This window comes from Cyanobium sp. Alchichica 3B3-8F6 (genome assembly GCF_024346435.1).
Lineage (GTDB): Bacteria > Cyanobacteriota > Cyanobacteriia > PCC-6307 > Cyanobiaceae > Cyanobium_A.
On the sequence record NZ_JAGQCZ010000003.1, the window covers coordinates 155,999 to 176,309 of the forward strand.

The window sequence follows — 20,311 nt, forward strand, 5'->3', positions numbered from 1 at the left end:
CCTGTTTTTGTTCCCGACGGCGTAGCTCTCATCGGCGCTTGCTCGGGTCCCACAGGCCCTTCCCGGCCTGCTTGGGACGTCCGACGTTCCTTTGCGCCCCCGCTGCCGCCAATGACCAGCGTTTCTGTTTCTTCCCCGCCTGTGCTCAGCAAGGTGGAGCAGGCCAAAGCCGATCTCTGCGGCCTCGAGTTGGCGCCCCGATTGGAGGAGCTGGGCCGCCAGGGCTGGGAAGCCCTGGACGAGGCCACCCTCACGATCCGGCTGAAGTGGCTGGGCATCTTCTTCCGGCCGGTGACCCCTGGGCGCTTTATGGTGCGGCTGCGCCTGCCCAATGGCGTGATCAGCGCCGAGCAGCTGGCGGTGCTGGCCGATGTGATCGACCGCTGCGGCGAGCACGGCAGTGCCGACCTCACCACCCGCCAGAACATCCAGCTGCGGGGCTTGCTGCTCGAAGACATGGCGCCCTTGATGGCGGCGCTGGAGCGGGTGGGACTGACCAGCCGCCAGTCGGGCCACGACAACCCGCGCAACGTCACCGGCAATCCCCTGGCCGGCATCGATCCTGAGGAAATCGTCGACACCCGGCCCCTGGTGGACGCCATCCAGGCGGCGCTGCTGGGTCCGGCCGGCCCGCGCAACCTGCCCCGCAAGTTCAACGTGGCCGTCGGCGGCGCCCCCGACAGCTTTCTGCTCCACAACGACCTGGCCTTCCTGCCGGCCCACCACAACGGCGCGCTGGGCTTCACGGTGATGGTGGGCGGTTTCTTCTCGGCCCAGCGCAACGAACTGGCGATCCCGCTGGGGCTGTGGCTGCCGGCCGAGCAGCTACCCGGCTTCACCCTGGCGGTGCTGCGCCACTACGAGCGCTCCGGCAATCGCCAGCAGCGCAACAAGAGCCGGTTGATGTATCTGATCGACCAGCTGGGTGTGGAGAGCTATCGCCAGGCGGTGCTCAGCACCTGGGCGGAGTTAGGCGGCGATCCCGCCACCGCTGCCGCCCACGACGGCAGCCATCTGGTGACCCGGGCGCCCCGCGATGGCCTGGGTGTGCAATCTCAAAAGCAGCAGGGCCTGCACTGGGCGGGGCTGCATGTGCCGATGGGGCGCCTGGATGCCGAGGGGATGGTGGAGCTGGCCCGGCTGGCCCGCATCTATGGCAGCGGCGAGCTGCGGCTCACCGAGGCCCAGAACGCCCTGATTGTGAATGTGCCGGCCGAGCGTCTCGAGGCCCTGCTGGCCGAACCGCTGCTGCAGCGCTTCCGCCCCGATCCCTCGCCCCTGCAGGCCGAGGCGGTGAGCTGCACCGGCAACGCCTACTGCAGCTTCGCTCTGATCCCCACCAAGGGCGCGGCCCAGGCGGTGCTGGAGGAGCTGGAGCAGCGCGTCGAGCTGCCCCATGCGGTGCGCATGCACTGGACCGGCTGCCCCAACGCCTGCGGCCAGCCCTACATGGGCCAGATCGGCCTGATGGGTGCCAAGGCCCGCAAGGACGGCGAGATGGTGGAGGCCGCCAAGATTTTTCTGGGCGGCTCGATGGATGCCGAGCCGAAGCTGGCCGAGCTGCACGACAAGGGCGTGCCGCTCAGCGACCTGCCGGATGTGCTGGAGCAGTTGCTGGTGGAGCGCTTCGGCGCCCGCCGCCGGCCAATGCCAGCGTGAATTGTTGATCCAACCTCTCCGGGGCCAGATCCAGCACCGCAGCCTCGCCATTTTGCCAAGCTTTCCCGACCCGGCGGTATGCATCGTTTGAACCACGCCGATGCGCCGTTGCGGTTGCCACCTTGCGGCCATCCGGATCGCTTGCCGGAGCTGCAGCGCTGGCGCCGGACGTCCGGGTGGCAAGCCGCTGGCTGGGTGGCCGCGATTGAGGCTGGCTCCGTTGCCGTCGATGTCGACGTCCTCACGGTGCTGGCAGAACGCCTAGATGGGCCATCGGCCCTGCGCCTGCTGCGTTGGTGGTGGCAGCTACCCAGCCCTGATCCCCGCTGGCCGGCACTGATCGGCGGGGTTCGCGATCCTTTGCTGGCGGCCTGGCTGCGGGATCGCCTGGCCAGTCCAGACCAGTCTGGAGCCCCTGAGATGAGCGCTTGCCTGTTGCCGTTGCTGGGCTTCCAGCGCCAGCCCCAGGACGGGGCGCTCTTGGCCCGTTGGGCCTTGGCTCCGCAGCCCGGTGCGGTGCGGCGCGCGGCCCTGGAGGGGTTGGCCGTTGGCCTCAGTGCCTGGCCGCAGGCCGCCCTGGCCAACTGGCTGCGCCGCCTCGCCACCGACCACGATTCGTCGCTCGCCGCTGCAGCCGTCGATTTGCTGGCCCGTTTGCCCGCGGCCCGTGCCCAGTTGGTCGCCCTGGCAGGTGTGCCCCTGGATGCTGCGGTGGAGCAGCGGCGTCAGCGGCGGCTGGCGGCTCTGTCCCTCCCCCAGGCCCTGGCCAGCTCCCTGCTGCTGGTGGTGCACGGCCGCGCCGGCGGGGTGGTGCCTCCGGAGCTGCTGGAGCTGGCGGCTGAGCTGGAGCGGCGTCGGCGAGCGCCGGTGTTGCTACAGGCCCTCACCGGCGAGCCCCCCGGGCGACCTGCTGCTGTGGGCGAGGCCAGCGCGTTGCCGCTCACCCTGGTGCCCCTGATGCTCCTGCCAGGCGGCCATGTGCGCCACGACATTCCCGCCATTGCCGCCCATTGGCGGCTTCAGGGCCCCGTGCGGCGGCTGCCTTTCTTAGGCGCCTGGCCCGCCTGGCAACGCGCCCTGGCCGCCGAGATGGCGGAGCTGTGCGAGCGAGCGGCCCAGCCACCCGCTCAGCCGCCCCCCCAGCCCCTGCTGCTGCACCATCCCCTGGAGGGCCCTCTGGCCCGGCGTTTCCTCGCCCATCTGGAGGCGTGCACCGGCGCCCGCTGCGTGCCCGCTTCATACAGTGACCCCAGTGGCGAGGGTCTCCTGAGCAGCCTGATCCCAGCCCCGATCGCCGGCGCTCCAGCACCGCCGCCCCTGCTGCCCCTGGCCCTGGCCGCCAACCGGCTGACCGACAGCCTCGCCTCCCTGGTGGGTCCGCCGTTGTTGCAGCGCGCTCGCTTTCGTCAGCTGCTGCTGGCCGAGCTGGAGGCCCTGCCATGAGCGGCGCCAACCCGCCGGGCACGGTGTATCTGGTGGGGGCGGGCCCGGGGGATCCCGATCTGCTCACGGTGAAGGCCCAGCGCCTGCTGCAGCAGTGCGACGCGCTGGTGTACGACTCGCTCGTGCCGCGCGAGGTGCTGGCCCTGGTGCCGGACAGCGCCGAGAAGCATTTCGTGGGCAAGCGCCGCGGCCACCACTCGGTGCCCCAGCCCTCCACCAATGCGGTGCTGGTGGAGCTGGCGGGCCGGTGCCGCTGCGTGGTGCGCCTCAAGGGCGGCGATCCGTTTTTGTTTGGCCGCGGCGGTGAGGAGGCCGCCCACCTGGAGCGCCAGGGGGTGCCCGTGGAGGTGGTGCCGGGGGTGACCGCGGGCATCGCTGCTCCGGCCTACGTGGGCATTCCCGTGACCCACCGGCGGGCCGGCAGCTCCGTCACGTTTGTGACCGGCCATGAGGAGATCGACAAGGCCCGGCCCAGCGTCGACTGGCGCGGCCTAGCCCGCAGCAGCGACGGCCTGGTGATCTACATGGGGCTGCACAACCTGCCCCACATCTGCGAAGAGTTGATCGCCGGTGGCCTCGATCCGTCGACGCCCGCTGCTGCGGTGCAACAGGGCACGGTGCGCGGCCAGCGCTGGGTGATTGCCGAGTTGGCCCAGCTGGCGGTTGAGGTGTGCCGCGCGGAGTTGGCCTCCCCCTCGATCGTGGTGATCGGGGAAGTGGTGAATCAACGGGTGGCGTCCTGTGCTCCCGAGCCGGCGGCGGTGGAGATGCCGATCCCCTTCTGAGCCAGCCACGCGCAACCAGCCAGGGAACTGGCCTGTGGGAACGGGGATTGGGTAGTCGATGCAACGGCCGGGATCAGGGGTCGTACGGTTCATTAAGCCATTGCTTTGGTGCCGGTTGGTCGGCACCTCTTCCCATGTCCGCCACCCCCAAGACGGCGCCGATGTTTGAGCTGGTCCCCTATGAGAAGTTTCGCGATACCCCGGCAGTTCGCTTTTTCGACATCACCGTCGCCAGCTCGAATGCCCGCGATCTGGTGATCCACTCCGGTCCGGCGGTTAGCCCCCCCGATGAGGAGAAGACTGGTGCCTGGCAGTTCTATCTGCATCCCCACCAGGAGGACAACCTGCTGGCCCTGCATGGCGGGCGCACCTTTTATCTGGTGAATTTCGGCTGGAACTATCCCTTCCACATCGTGCGCCTCGAGACCGGTGGCGACATCCTGCGCATTCCCCCCGGCACCTTCCATCGCTCGGTGTCCGATCACGATGGCTCGGTGGTGCTCAACCAGGCCGTGCGCGAGGAGGGTGCATCGGTGCTGCGCGAATTCCGCGTTTACAACAGCCGTCGCATTCCCCGGCTGTTTGCCACCACCTTCAAGACGGCACCCCTGCCGAAGTTGCATGGAGTGAGCTGGTAAGCGCCGGCTCCTCAATCTCCGCTTCAATGCTCCACTCCAGGGCGCTTTCAACGCCGGCGGGGCCGGAGAAGCTGCCCGTGATGGCGGCCGTGAGTTCGGGCTTGGAGGAGGTGGCCAGGGTGATGTAGCGATCGTCGATCACACCTATGCCGCTGGGGTCGAAGCCCCGCCAGCCGGCGCCGGGCAGGTACACCTCCGCCCAGGCGTGTAGGTCGTAGCGCTCGGGTTTCGGCTCCACCAGGTGGTAGCCGCTCACGAAGCGGGCCGGCAGCCCGACGCAGCGGCAGGATTCCACCATCAGCATGGCCAGGTCGCGGCAGGAGCCCACCCGCTCCTTGAGGGTGCGCCCGGCAGGCCAGGCGGGGCCCACGTGGCGCTGGGTGTATTTGACCCGGTCTTGGATCATTTCCACCAGCTGCTGCAGAAACATCAAGGCCCGCTGATCGCTCCCCATCAGGGCTTCCTGGGCCACGTCCACCGCCGCGGGATCGTGCTGGCCATTGGGTAGCCAGCCCTCGAGGCTGCCGGCCAGGTCGCCGTTCAGATGGCCCACCGGATAGGGCAGCAGCGGCTCGTTGTCTTCCAGGCAGGCCTGCAGCAGCGGCGCTGTTTCGGTGTCCACCAGGCTGCTGGCCCGCACGGTGAAGGCGTCTGCGGCACCACTGAAGCGGGCCCGCAAAATCTCATCACCACTGGCCGCCACTAGGGGATAGAGCCGCCCCGGCTCCGGGCTGATGGCCAGCTGGAAATCCAACAGTCGCTGGAATCCATGGCCCCTGGGCTTCAGGCAGAAGCGGTGTGGTCCCAGCAGCACGGGTGCGCTGTACCGGTAGGTGAAGGTGTGGATTACGCGGGCACGCATGCGGGCTCGGCGATGAAGTAGCGCTGCTCGATCAGATCATGGAGTCGGTTGAGGTCGCTCTGCAGGGCGTCAATCGATTCATGCAGTCCTCCGGCGATCAGCTCGTCGATGGAGGTGTAGCTCCAGCGGGCCAGGGTCAGCCCACTGAGGCATTCCAGATCATCCGGAGCCCCAGGCACTGCTTGGCCGCGCACGATCTTGAGGGCTTCGTTGATGCGCTCGAGGCAGTAGCGCACCGACCGCGGGAAGATCGGGTCGAGCAGCAGAAAGGACGCCACCGCTTTGGGTTCGATCGCCTGCTGGCGCGACTGGCGGAACATCTGATAAGCCCCGGCGCTGCGCAGCAGGGAGATCCACTGCAGTTCATCCAGCACGCCACCCACCTCATCGGGGGAGGGCAGCAGCAGGAAGTACTTCACATCGAGGATGCGGGTCGTTTTTTCAGCCCGCTCCAGCACCCGTCCCAGCCGGCTGAACTGCCAGGAGAGGTCGCGGCTGAGGGTGGCATCGGTGATGCCATAGAAGAGTTGGCAAGCGCGGCGGATGTCGCGCAGCTGCTCCTGGGGCGGCTGCTTCCAGAAGCCCTCGTTGTCGAGCAGGGTCCAATAGATGTCGTTGAGTTGCTCCCACATTTCGGTGGTGATCACCTCGCGGATCTGACGGGCGTTTTCCCGGGCGATGGCGATGCAGTTCACCACGCTGTTGGGGTTGTCCTCGGCCCGCACCAGAAACTCCACCACCTGGTCGGCTCCACCGGTTGGATAGAGGCGATCAAACAGCTCCCGTTCGCCACTGGCATCCACCAAGGGCAACCAGGGCTCGGCACTGCCGGGCGGGCAGTCGAGTGCCATGGCTTCGCTCACCTCCACAAAGCGCGAGATGTTTTCGGCTCGCTCCACGTAGCGGTTGATCCAGTAGAGCGAATCGGCAACGCGGCTCAGCATGGCAAGGCCTCCTCGTTCTCGCTGACGATCCAGGTGTCCTTGCAACCGCCCCCCTGGGAGGAGTTCACCACCAGCGAACCCCGGCGCAGGGCCACGCGGGTGAGGCCGCCGGGGCTGACCCAGGCCCCCTTGCCGCGCAGCACGTAGGGCCGCAGATCGACGTGGCAGGGGAACAGTTCGCCCTCGCTCAACGACGGAACGGTGGAGAGCTCCAGGGTGGGCTGGGCGATGTAATTGCGGGGATCGGCCTGGATCTTGGCGGCGAATTCAGCGATCTCCTCGCCACTGGCATGGGGGCCAATCAACATGCCGTAGCCGCCGGCCTCGGCCACCGCCTTCACCACCAGCTCACCCAGGTGGGCCAGCACATAGGTGCGGTCGTCCTCCCGGGAGCAGAGATAGGTGGGCACGTTTTCGATGATCGGTTCTTCGCCCAGGTAGTAGCGGATCATCTCCGGCACGTAGGCGTAGATCAGCTTGTCGTCGGCGACGCCGGTGCCGGGCGCATTGGCGATCGCCACCCGGCCGGCCCGGTAGGCCGACATCAGGCCGCGCACTCCCAGCATCGAATCGCTGCGGAACACCGCTGGATCGAGGAAGTCGTCGTCGATGCGCCGGTAGATCACATCCACCGGTTCGAGGCCGGCAGTGCTGCGCATCCACACCCGGTCGTCTTGGCACACCAGATCGCGCCCTTCCACCAGCTGGATGCCCATCTGTTGGGCCAGGTAGCTGTGCTCGAAATAGGCGCTGTTGAACACCCCGGGGGTGAGCAGCACCACCTTGGGGGTGTCGGTCCAGGGGGCGAGCTCCCGCAGGGTCTGCAGCAGGTGGGAGGGGTAGTCGTCGATCGGTTGCACCGTGCGCCCTGAGAACAGGCTCGGGAACATCCGCTTCATCACCCGCCGGTTTTCCAGGAAGTAGGCCACGCCTGAGGGACAGCGCAGGTTGTCTTCCAGCACGCGCCAGGTGCCCTGGCCGTCGCGCACCAGATCCAGGCCGGAGATGTGGCACCAGCGGCCCAGGGGCGGCTCGAATCCCTGCAGCTGGGGGCGCCAGCCCTGGGAGCTTTCGACGTCTTCGCGGGGAATCACGCCGTCGCCCAGGATCCGCTGGGGCCCGTAGACGTCGGCCAAGAAGAGGTCAATGGCCTCGAGGCGCTGAAACAGGCCTCGCTCCAGGGTCCGCCAGTCGCCGCTGCTGATCAGGCGGGGCAGGGGGTCGAAGGGAAGGATGCGCTCACCAACATGGCTGCCGGAGCCGTTGAGGCGAAAGGTGGCCCCCAGGCGCCGCAGCAGCACGCCGGCCGCGGCGTGGTTGCGGTTGAGTTCATCGAGGCCCAGTTGGCCCAGGGAGGACAGCAGGGGGCTCAGGGCGCTGCGCGGCACATCGACGGCGCTGAAGTATTCGTCGTAGCCCCCACTGGGTTTGTATTCGGTAAACATGCCGGACCACTGGGCGTGGCGGGATCATGTCCAGCCGTGGGGGTCAGTGCCGGTGTGGGTTGCTACGAAAGATCAGCAACAGCAGATCTCGCTACAAAAGAAAGTAGCGCTGGGCCATCGGCAGCACCTCGGCGGGCTCGCAGGTGAGCAGTTGGCCGTCGGCGAATACCTCGTAGGTCTGGGGGTCCACCTCCACTTTGGGCAGGGCAGTGTTGTTCCTCATCGCGGCCTTGCCGATGCCGCTCCGGGTGTTCACCACCGGCACGCAGGGCCGCTTCAGGCCCAGCTGGCGGGGCACATCGGCATCGAGGGCCGCCTGGCTCAAGAAGGTGAGGCAGCTGGGGGCTAGGGCCGCGCCAAAGGCGGCGAACATCGGCCGGCCGTGCACCGGGCCAGGTGTGGGGATCGAGGCGTTGGCATCGCCCATCTGGGCCCACACGATCGAGCCGCCCTTGATCACCAGCTCCGGTTTCACGCCGAAGAAGCCCGGCTTCCACAGCACCAGATCGGCCAGCTTGCCCACCTCCACCGAGCCGATCTGGGAGTCGAGCCCGTGGGCGATCGCCGGGTTGATCGTGGTTTTGGCGATGTAGCGTTTCAGGCGCGTGTTGTCGTTGCGTGAGCTGTCTTCCGGCAGCGGGCCGCGCTGCACCTTCATCTTGTGGGCGGTCTGGAAGGTGCGGGTGATCACCTCGCCCACCCTGCCCATGGCCTGGGAGTCGCTGGCGATGATCGAGAAAGCGCCCAGGTCGTGGAGGATGTCTTCGGCGGCGATCGTTTCGCGGCGGATGCGCGATTCGGCGAAGGCCACATCCTCCGGGATCTTGGGATCCAGGTGGTGGCACACCATCAGCATGTCGAGGTGCTCCTCGAGGGTGTTCACCGTGTAGGGCCGGGTGGGGTTGGTGCTGCTGGGCAACACGTTGGCCTCGCCGCAGATCTTGATGATGTCGGGGGCGTGGCCGCCGCCGGCCCCTTCGGTGTGGAAGGTGTGGATGGTGCGGCCGCCGATGGCCCGGATGGTGTCCTCCACGAAACCCGCCTCGTTGAGGGTGTCGGAGTGGATGCACACCTGCACGTCGAGCTGGTCGGCCACCGTGAGGCAGCAGTCGATCGCCGCCGGGGTGGTGCCCCAGTCTTCATGCAGCTTGAGGCCGCAGGCGCCAGCCCGCACCTGCTCCTCGAGCGCCTCGGGGGTGGAGGCGTTGCCCTTGCCGTAGAAGCCCAGGTTCACCGGCAGCCCCTCGGCGGCCTGCAGCATGCGGGCCAGGTGGAAGGCGCCGGGGGTGCAGGTGGTGGCGTTGGTGCCGGTGGCCGGGCCCGTGCCGCCGCCCAGCAGGGTGGTGACGCCACTGGCCAGGGCCGTTTCGATCTGCTGGGGGCAGATGAAGTGGATGTGGCTGTCGATCGAGCCGGCGGTGAGGATGTGGCCCTCGCCGGCGATCGCCTCGGTGCCGGGGCCCACCACGATGGTCACGCCGGCCTGGGTGTCGGGGTTGCCGGCCTTGCCGATGGCGCAGATGCGGCCGTCGCGGATGCCGATGTCGGCCTTCACGATCCCCCACCAATCCAGGATCAGGGCGTTGGTGATCACCGTGTCCACGGCACCTTCGGCTCGGGTGGTTTGGGCCTGGCCCATGCCGTCGCGGATCACCTTGCCGCCGCCGAATTTCACCTCATCGCCGTAAACGGTGAAGTCCTGCTCCACCTCCAGGATCAGCTCGGTGTCGGCCAGCCGCAGCCGATCGCCGGTGGTGGGGCCGTAGGTCTCGGCGTAGGCGCGGCGGGAGATGCGGTAGGCCATGGGTTGGGGATGCGGGGGTCGCGCGTCAGTCGAGGGGGCCGTTCACCAGGCCGTTGAAGCCGAACACGCGGCGCTCGCCGGCAAACGGCACCAGCTGCACCTCGCGGCTGTCGCCGGGCTCGAAGCGGATCGCCGTGCCGGCGGGGATGTCGAGTCGCAGGCCGCGGGTGGCGTCACGGTCGAATCTGAGGGCGCTATTGGCCTCATGGAAGTGGAAGTGGGATCCCACCTGCACCGGCCGATCGCCGCTGTTGGCCACCAGCACGGTGGTGACGGGCCGGCCGGCGTTGAGCTCGAGGTCGCCGGGTTCGGGGAGCAGTTCGCCGGGGATCAGGGGGGCCATCAGGGTGTGGGGGGATCAGCGGATGGGGTCGTGCAGGGTCACGAGCTTGGTGCCGTCGGGAAACATCGCTTCGATTTGCACCTCGCTCACCAGCTCTGGAATGCCTTCCATCACCTGGTCGCGGCTGAGCCAGGTGCTGCCCTCGGCCATCAGGGCAGCCACGCTTTTGCCATCGCGGGCGCCTTCCAGCACCTGGAAGCTGAGCCAGGCCACGGCCTCGGGGTGGTTGAGCTTCAGGCCGCGGTTCAGCCGCCGCTCCGCCAGCAGGGCGGCGGTGACGATCAGCAGCTTGTCCTTTTCCTGGGGGGTGAGGTGCATCGCCCAATTCGCATGGCCCAACTCTGGCAGGGACGGGCTCTGGCGTCCCGTTCAGCTTGAACCTCCTGGGGGTGCTGCCAGGGGCTGTTCCTGAAACGGCCACACCCGCGGGATCGGCGGGGCGGGATGGCCACACACCTGATGGACGCCCGACCAGATGCGGGTGAACCAGAACCGGGCCGCCTGGCTTGAGTCTCCCCGGTAGCGGGCTATCAGCCCCGACTCCAGCAGGCCGCAGGCCATGGTGCCGCTCAGGCCTGCCCTGCTGTTGCGCGCCTGGGCCAGCACGGCGGCGCGGCTCGCCGGGTCGAGGGTGCTCGGTGCGATCCACACCAGCGTGCCGAACACCGGCTGGCCGGCCATGCCGTGCTCCCCGTCCAGGCTGGTCCTGTCCAGGCTGACCGCATCGACCAGTTCCCAACGATTGCTGTTGCCGCTCCGGCGGCTGATCTCCAGTCGCGAGCGCCAGCAGCCCTCCCCCAGGTCTTCTCCGGCGGAGCTGCGGCCCAGTCGCACCACGTCGCTGGCCAGGAAACTGGCGCCCTCGGCCAGGCGCACGGCGATCCGCTGCTCCAGCAGGGCGCCGCTGTACATCACCAGTTCCTGCGGCATCCAGTCGAGCCAGCTGTGGCCGTCCAGCTCAAAACTGAGCTGTTGGTGAGCCCAGCGGCCCTGGGGCTGGCTGCGGAAGCGCCCGACCGATCCATACACCTTCTGGGCCGCCACGCTGGTAAGCAGGGCCCGGGCCTGGTTGTGGCTGTGCACCCGCAGCTCCAGCCGGTCGCCCCCCACCAGGCCGCCGGCGGTGTGCAGCAGGGGCAATTCCAGCGAGCCATCGCTGTGGTGGGTGGCCCGCAGCCACTTCAGTGGGGCGCGCGCTCCGGCCTGGTGCTGCACCCGCTCGCCAGCGCCGTCGGAGCCGGGCCGATCCAGTTCCAGCCAGGCCTTGGCCTGCCAGGAGGATTCGGCTGTTGCTTCTGCTGCTTGCAAAGCCACCATTGGCGCGTTCGAGCCTCTTTCCTAGGGTGATTTTGTGTAAGGCCATCACCATGGAACGCTGGCGATGGAGAGAACGCTGGCGATGGAGCTGGTCATGGCGGCTGGCGTTCCTGCTGGCTGGCTGCAGCCTGGCAGGCGCGCCGGCATCGGCAGCCCAGCGGGTCACGGCCCGACTGGGGGAGCTGGAACGCTCGGTTGCGGTGCCGGCCCTGGCGGATTTCGCCCGGACTGGTGCGATCAACCCCGACCTGCGCTTCTTTCTCGATCGCCTCAAGCCAGTCCAGCGTGAGGACCTGCGCACCGCCCTGAGCCAGCTGCTCCCCGTCACGACGGTGATGGTGGCCAACTTTCTCTCCACCGCCGCTGGGGGAGCGCATTCTTCAGCAGTTGGTGAAGGTGCTGGATCGGCCCCCGGCTGTTGCCCAGGCCGCTGTGTCGTCCGCCTTGATCCAGGCGGCGGCTGAGGCGGGCGATGGACAGCTGCGGCTGATTGATGTGTTGGAGGCCTATCCGCTGCCGAGCCTGGGGGTGAATCTCGCGGCGGTGCAGTCGTTGGCTGAGCAGATCAGCCACGAACAGAATCTGCTCAGTCAGCTGTATCCCCGCATGCTGGCGCTGGGCGCTGGATCGCCGCCGGATGGTTTCAGTTTGGAGGCCTGGGCAGGTTCAGGGCAACGCCACTTCAGCACCGAATCCTTTGGGTTCGTTGGTCGTGATGGCAGCCAGGTCGAGGCCCTGGCCTACCTGCCGCAGGCTCCGGCCCCAGCCCCCCTTGTGGTGCTGGCCCCCGGCTTGAACACAGAGATGAACGCCCTGTTCTACCTGGGCCAGCACCTGGCGTCCCACGGCTATGCGGTGGCTGCGCTCAACTTCCCCTTCACCAGTGGCCAGGCGATACAGGCGGCGATTCGGGGCACCGGCACGATTCCCCAGCCCAACGCCTGGTACGGCCAACCCCACACCGTGAGCGACCTGATCGATCAGGTGCAGAGCCGTTGGGGTGAACGGGTGCGCACCGATGCTGTGGGGGTGCTGGGCCAGTCGCTCGGTGGCTACACCGCGGTGGCCCTGGCTGGCGCCAGCCTCGATTGGGACCACCTCAAGCAGGGCTGTAGGGCCCTGGCGGATCCCGCCCGGCTAGTGCTGAATCCAGCGGTGATCTGGCAGTGCCAGGCCCCTGGCGAGGTGGTGGAGCGGCGCGACTTCCGCGATCCCAGGGTGCGGGTGGCCGTGGCCGTGAACCCGGTCACCAATCCGATCTTCAGTGCGGCGTCGATGGCAGACGTGGCGGTACCCCTGCTGGTGATCGCCGGCAGCCAGGATGTGTTTGCTCCGGCTGCGTCCCAGCAGCTTGTGCCTTATTCGGCAATCAGGCAGCCGGATTCCCTGCTGGTGATGCAGCAGCACGGCACTCATCTCTCGTTCCTGGATGGCCCTGCCAGCTTGCCCGCGATTCTGCTGGGGCCGGACAGGGCCTTGGCCCGAACAGAGCTGCGGGGTTTGAGCCTGGCCTTTTTTGATCGTCATCTGCGCACGGACGGCCCGGCCCCGGCCCTGGTGCCGTCAGCGCAGAAAGAGGGCGGCGTGACGATGGGCGCCGATCCCCTGCCCTTGGTGGTGCGTTCCCAGTTGAGCCGCCAGAAGCTGCTTGAGGTGGTGCAGGATCCCCGCCTCACGCCTTAATTGGATCGCTCCAGGATGGATCACGCTTGGAAGGACCACTGCACACCCATTGGCTGCCATGGCTGACCAGCTCCCGGGGCCACTTCAGCTGATTGCCCGCGAGGCCTCCAGGCCGGGCCAGCTGGCCCAGCACTGGCGCCTGCCGCTGCGAGCCCACGAGCGCAGCCAGTTGCGAGGATGGCGGGTGTGCCAGGAAGGCCAGGAGGTGCTGTTGCAGCTCCCCCGCCAGGAACCCCTGCGGCCGGGTGAGTGGTTGTTGCCGGCGCAGGCTTCTGACGCCTCGCTGGGGGTGTCTTCGCCGGGGGTGGCAGTGGAGGTGGTGGCAGCTGAGGAGGATGTGCTGGAGATTGGCTCGCACGACAGCTTGGCCCTGCTGCAGGCGGCCTATCACCTGGGCAATCGCCACGTGGCGATGGAGATCCACGCCGATCGGTTGCTGCTGCTCCACGACAGCGTGCTGGCCGATCTGCTGGAGCATCGCGGGCTTGAGTTGCGGCGGCTGCGGGCACCGTTCTGCCCGGAAGCGGGGGCCTATGCGGGGCACGCTCATTCCCATGCCAGTGACCATGACCACTGAGGGGGCCGGCGGGCCGGCGGCGGCCCGGTTGCGGCTGTTGCAGCTGGTGAGCCCGGCCCTGCCGGTGGGCGCCTTCAGCTATTCCGAGGGCCTGGAGGTGCTGGTTCAGCAGGGTCGCCTGAGCGATGCAGCGGCCCTGTTGCCCTGGCTGCGGGCCGAACTGGAGCGGGGCACCCTGGCGCTGGAAGCTGCCGCCCTCGCTGCGCTGGCTGAGGGGTTGGAGCGCTGGCGTCAGGGCGATGCCGGCGGGGCCACAGCCATGCGCGATCTTGATGGGTGGCTGCTGGCCCTGCGGGAAGCACCGGAGCTGCGGGCTCAGCAGCGCCAGATGGGGGCGTCGCTGCTGCAGCTGCTGGCTGATCTGGGCTGGCCCCTGCCAGAGCTGGAGCCTGGGGCAGCGCCGCCATCCCTGGCCTGGCCGGCGGCCTTCGCTTGGGCGGGGCTGTGCCTGGAGATCGGCTCCCCTGCGCTGGAGGAGGCTTATCTCTACGGCTGGACGGCCAACCAGATCAGCGCCGCCGTGCGCCTTGTACCCCTGGGGGCCACCGAGGGCCAGCGGTTGCAGCTCGGGCTGGCGCCGTTGATTGCCGCCCGCGCCGCTGAGCTGGCGGTCGCTGATCCTGATGCGCTCTGGAGCGGAGGCGTGGGATCGGGCCTGGCCCAGTTGCGCCATGCCGAGCTCTATTCCAGGCTGTTTCGCAGCTGAGGGCCCTGGATGAGCAAGCTGCGGGTGGGCGTGGCCGGGCCGGTGGGCTCGGGCAAAACCGCCCTGGTGGAGGCCCTCTGCCGGCGGCTGCGCGATCGGCTGCAGCTGGCGGTGGTCACCAACGACATCTACACCCAGGAGGACGCCCAGTTCCTCACCCGCGCAGGAGCCCTGGAGCCCGAGCGCATCCGCGGTGTGGAAACGGGCGGCTGCCCCCATACCGCCATCCGCGAAGACTGCTCGATCAACCGGGCGGCGGTGGCGGAGCTGGAGGCGGCGTTTCCCGATCTGGATCTGGTGCTGGTGGAGAGCGGCGGCGACAACCTGGCCGCCAGCTTCAGCCCCGAGCTCGTGGACCTCTGCATTTACGTGATTGATGTGGCCGCCGGCGACAAGATCCCGCGCAAGGGCGGGCCGGGCATCACCCGCTCCGACCTGCTCGTGATCAACAAGATCGACCTGGCGCCGATGGTGGGCGCCAGCCTTGCGGTGATGGAGGCCGACACCGAGCGTATGCGTGGCGGGCGCCCCTGGTGCTTCACCAACATCCGCACTGGTGAGGGGCTGGATGCTGTGGAGCAGTTTCTGTGGGCCCAGTTGCCCTGATTTGGTAGCCATCGCCACAGACAGCGCTGCCGCTGAATGTTGCTTTGTTGTGATGGATTCAGTTGTGTTGATGCCTTCGTTGCAGCGGTTGAAGGAATCGTTGCAACCGCTACACAGCGCAACCCGTTCGGCTGGATACGTTCCACAGCACCGCTGAACAGCAGCGGCACATTCAGCGGTTTTTTCGTAGGAGTTTTTATGCATCCTTCCCTCATGCGCAAGGCGGCCTTCCGTTATGTCGCCGGTGCCACGGCGGTGGCGGCCAGCCTGTCGCTGGTGGCCTGTGGTGGCGGTGAGCAGGCCTCCGGGGACTTTGACGGCGAAGTGAAGGTGGGCATCCTTCACTCCCGCTCCGGCACCATGGCCATCTCCGAAAACACGGTGGCCGAAGCCGAGTTGATGGCCATCGATGAGATCAACGCCAAGGGTGGGGTGTTGGTCGATGGCAAGAAGCTCAAGATCGTCCCTGTTGAGGAAGACGGTGCTTCCGATTGGCCCACCTTTGCTGAGAAGGCCAAGAAGCTGATCGATCAGGACCAGGTGGCCGTCGTCTTCGGTGGCTGGACCTCCGCCAGCCGCAAGGCGATGCTGCCGGTGTTTGAGGCCAAGGACCACTTCCTCTTCTACCCGATTCAGTACGAAGGTCAGGAGTGTTCCAAGAACATCTTCTACAGCGGTGCAGCACCCAACCAGCAGGCCGAGCCTGCCGTAGACTGGCTGCTGCAGAACAAGGGCAAAGATTTCTTCCTGGTGGGCTCGGACTACGTGTATCCACGTACCGCCAACACGATCATGAAGGAGCAGCTCAAGGCCAACGGCGGCAAGGTGGTGGGCGAGGACTACCTGCCCCTCGGCAACACGGAAGTGGCTCCGATCATTGCCAAGATCAAGCAGGCCTTGCCCAAGGGCGGTGTGATCGTCAACACCCTCAACGGCGACAGCAACGTGGCCTTCTTCAAACAGATGAAGGCCGCTGGGATCACCCCGGCCAATGGCTACTCGATCATGAGCTTCTCGATCGCCGAAGAGGAGATCGCCGCGATTGGTCCTGAATATCTCGAAGGCACCTATGCGGCCTGGAACTACTTCCAGAGCCTCGACACCCCGGCCTCCAAGGAGTTCACCAAAAACTTCAAGGCCAAGTACGGCGACAGCCGGGTCACCAGTGATCCCGCTGAAGCCGCCTACATGATGGTGTACCTCTGGGCTGCTGCTGCCGAGAAGGCCAATAGCGTTGATGACAACAAGGTGCGCGAGGCCCTGATTGGGGTGAGCTTCGATGCTCCCGAGGGCAAGGTGACCGTGCAGCCCAACCACCACGTCGAGAAGCTCGTGCTGATCGGTGAGGTGCAGAAGGATGGCATGTTCAAGATCCTCGAGAACAAAGGCTTCGTGAAGCCCGTGGCCTGGAATCAGTACGTGCCCGAAACCAAGGGCTTCACCTGCGACTGGACCCAGAACCGCCCCGACGCTGGCAAGTTCAAGATGTGAGCCCTGGGCTCGCCAATTGCGTCATGACCGGGGGGAGCATTGTCTCCCCCTCTTTTATTTCCTGTGATTTCCCTTTGCTGAGCCCTACTGGGCGCCATGGATCTTCTTTACGACACACTCTTCAACGGCCTGGCCATCGGCTCGGTGCTGGTGCTGGCGGCCCTGGGATTGGCCGTGGTCTTCGGCTTGATGGGTGTCATCAACATGGCCCACGGCGAGTTGATGATGCTGGGCGCGTACACCACGTTTGTGGTGCAAAACCTCTTCAAAAATGGACCGCTACAGGGGATCTTCCCGCTCTACATCCTGGTGGCGATTCCGCTGGCCTTTCTGGTGAGTGGCCTGGCTGGTTTGCTGCTGGAGAAAACGGTGATTCGTCGTCTCTATGGCCGGCCCCTGGAAACGTTGCTGGCCACCTGGGGCGTAAGCCTGATCCTGCAGCAGTTCGTGCGATCGGTGAGCAGTGCTTTTGTGATTGGCCTGCTGGTGGCCGTCGCCCTGGGCCTGGTGGCGCCGCGGCTGTTGCCCAGGCCCTGGGGGCAGCGCCGCTGGGCGCCTGTGCTTGGAGTGGCCACTTGGGTGATCGCCGGCCTGGTTGGCATCGCCCTGGCTTCTGGTTTGGGTGGCGTGCGGGTGCTGGATCAGCCCTGGTTCAGTGCCCGCAACATTGATGTCACCGCACCGGTTTGGTTGCGGGGCTCGGTCGATCTCGGTGCCGTCAACATGCCCACGGCCCGTCTATTCATCATTGCCCTCACGGCCCTGGCCCTGGTGGCCGTGCATTGGTTTCTGCAGAAGAGTGTCTGGGGGATCCGCATTCGCGCCGTCACCCAAAACCGCTCGATGAGTGACTGCCTGGGGATTCCCACCGAAACCGTCGACGCGCTCACCTTTTTGGTGGGATCCGGTTTGGCCGGTGTGGCCGGTGTGGCGGTAACCCTGCTGGGTTCGGTAGGCCCCAACCTGGGCGGCAATTACATCGTCGACTGTTTCATGGTGGTGGTGCTCGGCGGGGTTGGCAAACTCCTCGGCACCGTGGTGGCGGCCCTGGGCATCGGCGTGCTCAGCTACGTGATCGGTTCGGGTTCGCTGTTGTTGGTGTGGCCCGCCATGCCCGCTGGCCTCAATGAGCTGATCACCTTCTTCGCCACCACCTCGATGGCCAAGGTGCTCGTGTTTGCTTTGGTTGTGGTGTTTCTGCAGTTCAGGCCGGCTGGTCTGTTTCCGCAGAAGGGCCGCATGGTGGAGGCCTGAGCCATGGCGAAATGGCGCACCTGGCTGCCCTGGCTGTTGCTTGTGGCAGCCGGCCTGATTCTTCCGGCGATCCTGCCGCCGTTCCGGCTCAATCTGCTGGGCCGTTTTCTTTCCTTGGGGATTGTGGCCCTGGGGATCGATTTGATCTGGGGCTTCACCGGGATGCTGAGCCTGGGGCAAGGCATTTTCTTTGCCCTCGGTGGGTATGCCGTTGGCATGCACCTGCAGCTGCTTGCCTTGCCACCCGGTGAATTGCCGGAGTTCTTTGGCCTGTATGGCGTGAAGGCCCTGCCGGCTTTCTGGCAACCCTTCCATTCACCGCTGTTTACCGGTTTATGCATCTGGGTGCTGCCGGCCCTGGTGGCCGGAGTGCTCGGCTACCTGGTCTTTCGTAACCGCATCAAGGGGGTCTATTTCTCGATCCTCACCCAGGCGGCCTTGCTGGTGTTTTTCAACTTCTTCAATGGCCAGCAGAAGTTGATCAACGGCACCAACGGTCTCAAAACTGATACGGCTCGGATTTTCGGGGAGCTGGTGGGCAGCGACGCCATGCAGCGCAACCTCTTCTGGCTCACCTTGGTGCTGGTGGTGGCAGCCTGGGCGCTGTGCCGCTGGATCACCCGCGGCCGCTTTGGCGATGCCCTGATCGCCATCCGCGACGACGAGCCGCGGCTGCGTTTCACCGGCTACAACCCCACCGCCTACAAGACCCTGGTGTTCGCCATCGCGGGTGCCATGGCTGGTGTCAGCGGTGCGCTCTACACCGTGCAGTCGGGCATCGTCTCGCCCCAATACATGGCGGTGCCCTTCTCGATCGAGATGGTGATCTGGGTTGCGGTGGGCGGCCGCGGCACCCTGATCGGTGCGGTGCTCGGCGCCGTGCTGATCAACTACGCCAAGAGCCTGGTGAGTGAGCAGCTGCCGGAAACCTGGTTGTTCATCCAGGGTGGTCTGTTCCTGTTGGTGGTCACGGCCCTGCCCGATGGTCTGGTCGGCTGGTGGCGCCAGGGCGGCCCCCGTCAGATCCAGGCGATGGTGGGCTGGCCGCCACTGGCACCCACCTATCCCGGCCTGGATCTCGACCCCGCCGTGCAGGCCGAACGCGAGGCCCTTGGCTCTATCCCCGGAGGTGCCCCATGACGGTGTCCGCTTCCACCCCAGTGCTTGAACTGCGCCAGGTGAGCGTCAGCTTCGATGGCTTCTTGGCGCTCAACGACCTCAATCTGTCGTTGGCTCCCGGTGAGTTGCGGGCCGTAATCGGTCCCAATGGTGCTGGCAAAACCACCTTCCTCGATGTGATCACCGGCAAGGTGCGCCCCACCAAAGGGGATGTTGTGTTTCGAGGGCGCTCGCTGCTGGGGATTGCCGAGCACCGCATCGCCCGGCTCGGCATCGGCCGCAAGTTTCAAACGCCACGGGTGTATCAAAACCTCACCCCTCGGCGCAATCTCGAGCTGGCCGTGAAGGGCAGCCACGCCCCCTTCAGCCTGTTGTTCGGCGGTCTGGACAGCCGCCAGCGCGATCGGGTGCAGCAGTTGCTGGCGGTGGTTGGTCTGGAGGCCCATGCCTCCCAGCGGGCTGGCAGCTTGTCCCACGGCCAGAAGCAGTGGCTTGAGATCGCCATGTTGCTGGCCCAGGATCCCTACGTGCTGCTGGTGGATGAGCCCGTCGCCGGCCTGTCCGAGGAGGAAACCGAGCGCACCGGGGCTCTGCTGCGCAGCCTGGCCGGTGACCACACCGTGCTGGTGATTGAGCACGACATGGACTTCATCCGCGAGCTCGATTGCCCGGTCACCGTGCTGCACGAGGGCCACGTGCTGTGTGAGGGCCCGATGGATGCAGTGCAGAGCGATCCCCGCGTGATTGAGGTGTACCTCGGTGTCGAGGACAGCGGCGTCGAGGACAGCGGCGTTGAGGCAGACGCATGATCTCTTCCCCCACCATGACCTCTCACTCCTATCCCCCCCAGGACGAGGCCGGCCACCTGCTGAGCGTGCGCGGGCTGAACGTCTACTACGGGGAGAGCCATATCCTCCGCAACGTCGACCTGTCGATCGCGCCCGGTCAGATGGCCTGCTTGATCGGGCTCAATGGCGTCGGCAAGACGACCCTGCTCAAGTCGATCATCGGTCTGGTGCCCCAGCGCAGCGGTCGCATCGACCTGGCTGGCAGCGCCTGCGGCGGTCTGCCGCCCCATCGCCGGGCCCGGGCCGGCATCGGCTACGTGCCCCAGGGGCGGGAGATCATCCCCCAGCTCACCGTGCGCGAAAACCTGTTGCTGGGCTTGGAAGCTCTACCGGGGGGGATGGCGCGCCATCGCCACATCGATCCGCTGGTGTTTGAGCTGTTTCCCGTGTTGGAAATGTTTTTGGCCCGCCGCGGTGGCGACCTCTCCGGCGGCCAGCAGCAGCAGCTGGCGATTGCCCGCGCCCTATTGGGCAAGCCCCGCCTCTTGCTGCTCGATGAGCCCACCGAAGGCATCCAGCCCTCCGTGGTGCTCGACATTCAGCGCGCCGTGGCTCGGATCATTCGCGAGACGGGGATTTCCGTGTTGCTGGTCGAGCACCACGCCAGCTTCGTGCGCCAGGCCGATTGGTATTACGCCATGCAGAAGGGGGGCATCGTGGCCAGTGGCTCCACCGCCGACCTCAGCAAGGAGATGATCCAGCGTTTCCTGAGCGTTTGAAGCTTTGGGTCTGGTGATTGGGCCTGGTGACGGGTTGGTTGTCGAGTCCCTGCTCCCTGGCTAGGACT

The 20,311-nt window shown here is 66.7% G+C and carries 21 protein-coding genes; 14 read left to right on the top strand and 7 right to left on the bottom strand.

Translation table 11 applies throughout. The features are described from left to right. Positions 1 to 111 precede the first annotated feature (111 nt). From KBY65_RS04065 to KBY65_RS04085, 4 genes are all read left to right on the top strand, one after another. The gene (locus tag KBY65_RS04065; protein ID WP_255000605.1) at positions 112 to 1,659 is read left to right on the top strand and encodes a ferredoxin--nitrite reductase; all 1,548 of its coding nucleotides are present in this window, start codon (positions 112 to 114) and stop codon (positions 1,657 to 1,659) included. Between the two features lie 78 nt (positions 1,660 to 1,737). Continuing rightward, complete coding sequence (locus KBY65_RS13860; protein WP_094558911.1) at positions 1,738 to 3,102, top strand: CbiX/SirB N-terminal domain-containing protein; 1,365 nt, start codon at positions 1,738 to 1,740, stop codon at positions 3,100 to 3,102. Further along, the gene (cobA, locus tag KBY65_RS04080; RefSeq protein ID WP_254988311.1) at positions 3,099 to 3,887 is read left to right on the top strand and encodes a uroporphyrinogen-III C-methyltransferase; all 789 of its coding nucleotides are present in this window, start codon (positions 3,099 to 3,101) and stop codon (positions 3,885 to 3,887) included. The genes KBY65_RS13860 and cobA overlap by 4 nt, the downstream gene beginning before the upstream one ends. Before the next feature lie 161 nt (positions 3,888 to 4,048). Continuing rightward, positions 4,049 to 4,525, top strand: coding sequence for a redox protein (locus tag KBY65_RS04085; protein ID WP_094559194.1), 477 nt, complete (start codon positions 4,049 to 4,051; stop codon positions 4,523 to 4,525). On the opposite strand, the gene KBY65_RS04090 is transcribed toward KBY65_RS04085, so the two are convergent. The 7 genes from KBY65_RS04090 to KBY65_RS04120 form a co-directional block, all read right to left on the bottom strand. Further along, a complete protein-coding gene (locus KBY65_RS04090) occupies positions 4,482 to 5,387 on the bottom strand; it encodes a transglutaminase family protein (protein ID WP_254988312.1) in 906 nt (301 codons plus the stop codon). The two genes, KBY65_RS04085 and KBY65_RS04090, sit on opposite strands and share 44 nt — an antisense overlap. After that, complete coding sequence (locus tag KBY65_RS04095) at positions 5,372 to 6,331, bottom strand: alpha-E domain-containing protein (protein ID WP_094558908.1); 960 nt, start codon at positions 6,329 to 6,331, stop codon at positions 5,372 to 5,374. Before KBY65_RS04095 ends, KBY65_RS04090 begins: the two co-directional genes overlap by 16 nt. Beyond that, positions 6,325 to 7,776, bottom strand: coding sequence for a circularly permuted type 2 ATP-grasp protein (locus tag KBY65_RS04100; protein ID WP_094558907.1), 1,452 nt, complete (start codon positions 7,774 to 7,776; stop codon positions 6,325 to 6,327). The genes KBY65_RS04095 and KBY65_RS04100 overlap by 7 nt, the downstream gene beginning before the upstream one ends. Before the next feature lie 91 nt (positions 7,777 to 7,867). Beyond that, on the bottom strand, positions 7,868 to 9,580 hold the full coding sequence (gene ureC / locus KBY65_RS04105; protein ID WP_094558906.1) for an urease subunit alpha: 1,713 nt from the start codon (positions 9,578 to 9,580) through the stop codon (positions 7,868 to 7,870). Between the two features lie 25 nt (positions 9,581 to 9,605). Beyond that, positions 9,606 to 9,923 (bottom strand): urease subunit beta, encoded by a 318-nt coding sequence (locus tag KBY65_RS04110; protein WP_094558905.1) that lies wholly within the window; start codon positions 9,921 to 9,923, stop codon positions 9,606 to 9,608. A 15-nt stretch (positions 9,924 to 9,938) separates the two neighbouring features. Beyond that, the gene (locus KBY65_RS04115) at positions 9,939 to 10,241 is read right to left on the bottom strand and encodes an urease subunit gamma (RefSeq protein WP_094558904.1); all 303 of its coding nucleotides are present in this window, start codon (positions 10,239 to 10,241) and stop codon (positions 9,939 to 9,941) included. A 51-nt stretch (positions 10,242 to 10,292) separates the two neighbouring features. Beyond that, positions 10,293 to 11,240: an urease accessory protein UreD gene (locus KBY65_RS04120; RefSeq protein ID WP_255000606.1), complete on the bottom strand. Its 948-nt coding sequence runs from the start codon at positions 11,238 to 11,240 to the stop codon at positions 10,293 to 10,295. 50 nt (positions 11,241 to 11,290) lie between these two features. On the opposite strand from KBY65_RS04120, the gene KBY65_RS04125 reads away from it, so the two are divergent. From KBY65_RS04125 to urtE, 10 genes are all read left to right on the top strand, one after another. Next, positions 11,291 to 11,704 carry an alpha/beta hydrolase gene (locus KBY65_RS04125; protein WP_255000607.1) on the top strand — a complete coding sequence of 138 codons (414 nt, stop codon included), beginning with the start codon at positions 11,291 to 11,293 and terminating at the stop codon, positions 11,702 to 11,704. Further along, positions 11,637 to 12,923, top strand: a complete 1,287-nt coding sequence (locus tag KBY65_RS04130; RefSeq protein WP_255000641.1) for an alpha/beta hydrolase family protein — start codon at positions 11,637 to 11,639, stop codon at positions 12,921 to 12,923. The genes KBY65_RS04125 and KBY65_RS04130 overlap by 68 nt, the downstream gene beginning before the upstream one ends. 58 nt (positions 12,924 to 12,981) lie before the next feature. Then, positions 12,982 to 13,500, top strand: coding sequence for an urease accessory protein UreE (gene ureE / locus KBY65_RS04135; protein WP_255000608.1), 519 nt, complete (start codon positions 12,982 to 12,984; stop codon positions 13,498 to 13,500). Beyond that, complete coding sequence (locus KBY65_RS04140) at positions 13,490 to 14,206, top strand: urease accessory protein UreF (RefSeq protein WP_094558900.1); 717 nt, start codon at positions 13,490 to 13,492, stop codon at positions 14,204 to 14,206. Before ureE ends, KBY65_RS04140 begins: the two co-directional genes overlap by 11 nt. 9 nt (positions 14,207 to 14,215) lie before the next feature. Further along, positions 14,216 to 14,812, top strand: coding sequence for an urease accessory protein UreG (ureG, locus tag KBY65_RS04145; RefSeq protein WP_094558899.1), 597 nt, complete (start codon positions 14,216 to 14,218; stop codon positions 14,810 to 14,812). 198 nt (positions 14,813 to 15,010) lie between these two features. After that, on the top strand, positions 15,011 to 16,303 hold the full coding sequence (urtA, locus tag KBY65_RS04150) for an urea ABC transporter substrate-binding protein (protein ID WP_369801999.1): 1,293 nt from the start codon (positions 15,011 to 15,013) through the stop codon (positions 16,301 to 16,303). 96 nt (positions 16,304 to 16,399) lie between these two features. Then, entirely contained in the window at positions 16,400 to 17,557 is a 1,158-nt protein-coding gene (locus KBY65_RS04155; RefSeq protein WP_094558897.1) for an ABC transporter permease subunit, read from the top strand. Between the two features lie 3 nt (positions 17,558 to 17,560). Next, positions 17,561 to 18,697 carry an urea ABC transporter permease subunit UrtC gene (gene urtC / locus KBY65_RS04160; RefSeq protein WP_094558896.1) on the top strand — a complete coding sequence of 379 codons (1,137 nt, stop codon included), beginning with the start codon at positions 17,561 to 17,563 and terminating at the stop codon, positions 18,695 to 18,697. Next, positions 18,694 to 19,485, top strand: a complete 792-nt coding sequence (urtD, locus tag KBY65_RS04165) for an urea ABC transporter ATP-binding protein UrtD (protein WP_094558895.1) — start codon at positions 18,694 to 18,696, stop codon at positions 19,483 to 19,485. The genes urtC and urtD overlap by 4 nt, the downstream gene beginning before the upstream one ends. Next, positions 19,482 to 20,243, top strand: coding sequence for an urea ABC transporter ATP-binding subunit UrtE (gene urtE, locus KBY65_RS04170; RefSeq protein ID WP_255000609.1), 762 nt, complete (start codon positions 19,482 to 19,484; stop codon positions 20,241 to 20,243). Before urtD ends, urtE begins: the two co-directional genes overlap by 4 nt. Positions 20,244 to 20,311 lie beyond the last annotated feature (68 nt).

Excerpts from the sequence above, each read along its gene's own strand:
- ureE (WP_255000608.1), top strand. The coding sequence starts at position 12,982 with ATGGCTGACCAGCTCCCGGGGCCACTTCAGCTGATTGCCCGCGAGGCC.
- KBY65_RS04100 (WP_094558907.1), bottom strand. The coding sequence starts at position 7,776 with ATGTTTACCGAATACAAACCCAGTGGGGGCTACGACGAATACTTCAGC.
- KBY65_RS04065 (WP_255000605.1), top strand. The coding sequence starts at position 112 with ATGACCAGCGTTTCTGTTTCTTCCCCGCCTGTGCTCAGCAAGGTGGAG.
- KBY65_RS04120 (WP_255000606.1), bottom strand. The coding sequence starts at position 11,240 with ATGGTGGCTTTGCAAGCAGCAGAAGCAACAGCCGAATCCTCCTGGCAG.
- KBY65_RS13860 (WP_094558911.1), top strand. The coding sequence starts at position 1,738 with ATGCATCGTTTGAACCACGCCGATGCGCCGTTGCGGTTGCCACCTTGC.
- KBY65_RS04140 (WP_094558900.1), top strand. The coding sequence starts at position 13,490 with ATGACCACTGAGGGGGCCGGCGGGCCGGCGGCGGCCCGGTTGCGGCTG.
- KBY65_RS04095 (WP_094558908.1), bottom strand. The coding sequence starts at position 6,331 with ATGCTGAGCCGCGTTGCCGATTCGCTCTACTGGATCAACCGCTACGTG.
- ureG (WP_094558899.1), top strand. The coding sequence starts at position 14,216 with ATGAGCAAGCTGCGGGTGGGCGTGGCCGGGCCGGTGGGCTCGGGCAAA.
- cobA (WP_254988311.1), top strand. The coding sequence starts at position 3,099 with ATGAGCGGCGCCAACCCGCCGGGCACGGTGTATCTGGTGGGGGCGGGC.
- urtA (WP_369801999.1), top strand. The coding sequence starts at position 15,011 with ATGCATCCTTCCCTCATGCGCAAGGCGGCCTTCCGTTATGTCGCCGGT.
- KBY65_RS04115 (WP_094558904.1), bottom strand. The coding sequence starts at position 10,241 with ATGCACCTCACCCCCCAGGAAAAGGACAAGCTGCTGATCGTCACCGCC.
- urtE (WP_255000609.1), top strand. The coding sequence starts at position 19,482 with ATGATCTCTTCCCCCACCATGACCTCTCACTCCTATCCCCCCCAGGAC.
- ureC (WP_094558906.1), bottom strand. The coding sequence starts at position 9,580 with ATGGCCTACCGCATCTCCCGCCGCGCCTACGCCGAGACCTACGGCCCC.
- KBY65_RS04085 (WP_094559194.1), top strand. The coding sequence starts at position 4,049 with ATGTTTGAGCTGGTCCCCTATGAGAAGTTTCGCGATACCCCGGCAGTT.
- urtC (WP_094558896.1), top strand. The coding sequence starts at position 17,561 with ATGGCGAAATGGCGCACCTGGCTGCCCTGGCTGTTGCTTGTGGCAGCC.
- KBY65_RS04155 (WP_094558897.1), top strand. The coding sequence starts at position 16,400 with ATGGATCTTCTTTACGACACACTCTTCAACGGCCTGGCCATCGGCTCG.
- urtD (WP_094558895.1), top strand. The coding sequence starts at position 18,694 with ATGACGGTGTCCGCTTCCACCCCAGTGCTTGAACTGCGCCAGGTGAGC.
- KBY65_RS04125 (WP_255000607.1), top strand. The coding sequence starts at position 11,291 with ATGGAACGCTGGCGATGGAGAGAACGCTGGCGATGGAGCTGGTCATGG.
- KBY65_RS04110 (WP_094558905.1), bottom strand. The coding sequence starts at position 9,923 with ATGGCCCCCCTGATCCCCGGCGAACTGCTCCCCGAACCCGGCGACCTC.
- KBY65_RS04090 (WP_254988312.1), bottom strand. The coding sequence starts at position 5,387 with ATGCGTGCCCGCGTAATCCACACCTTCACCTACCGGTACAGCGCACCC.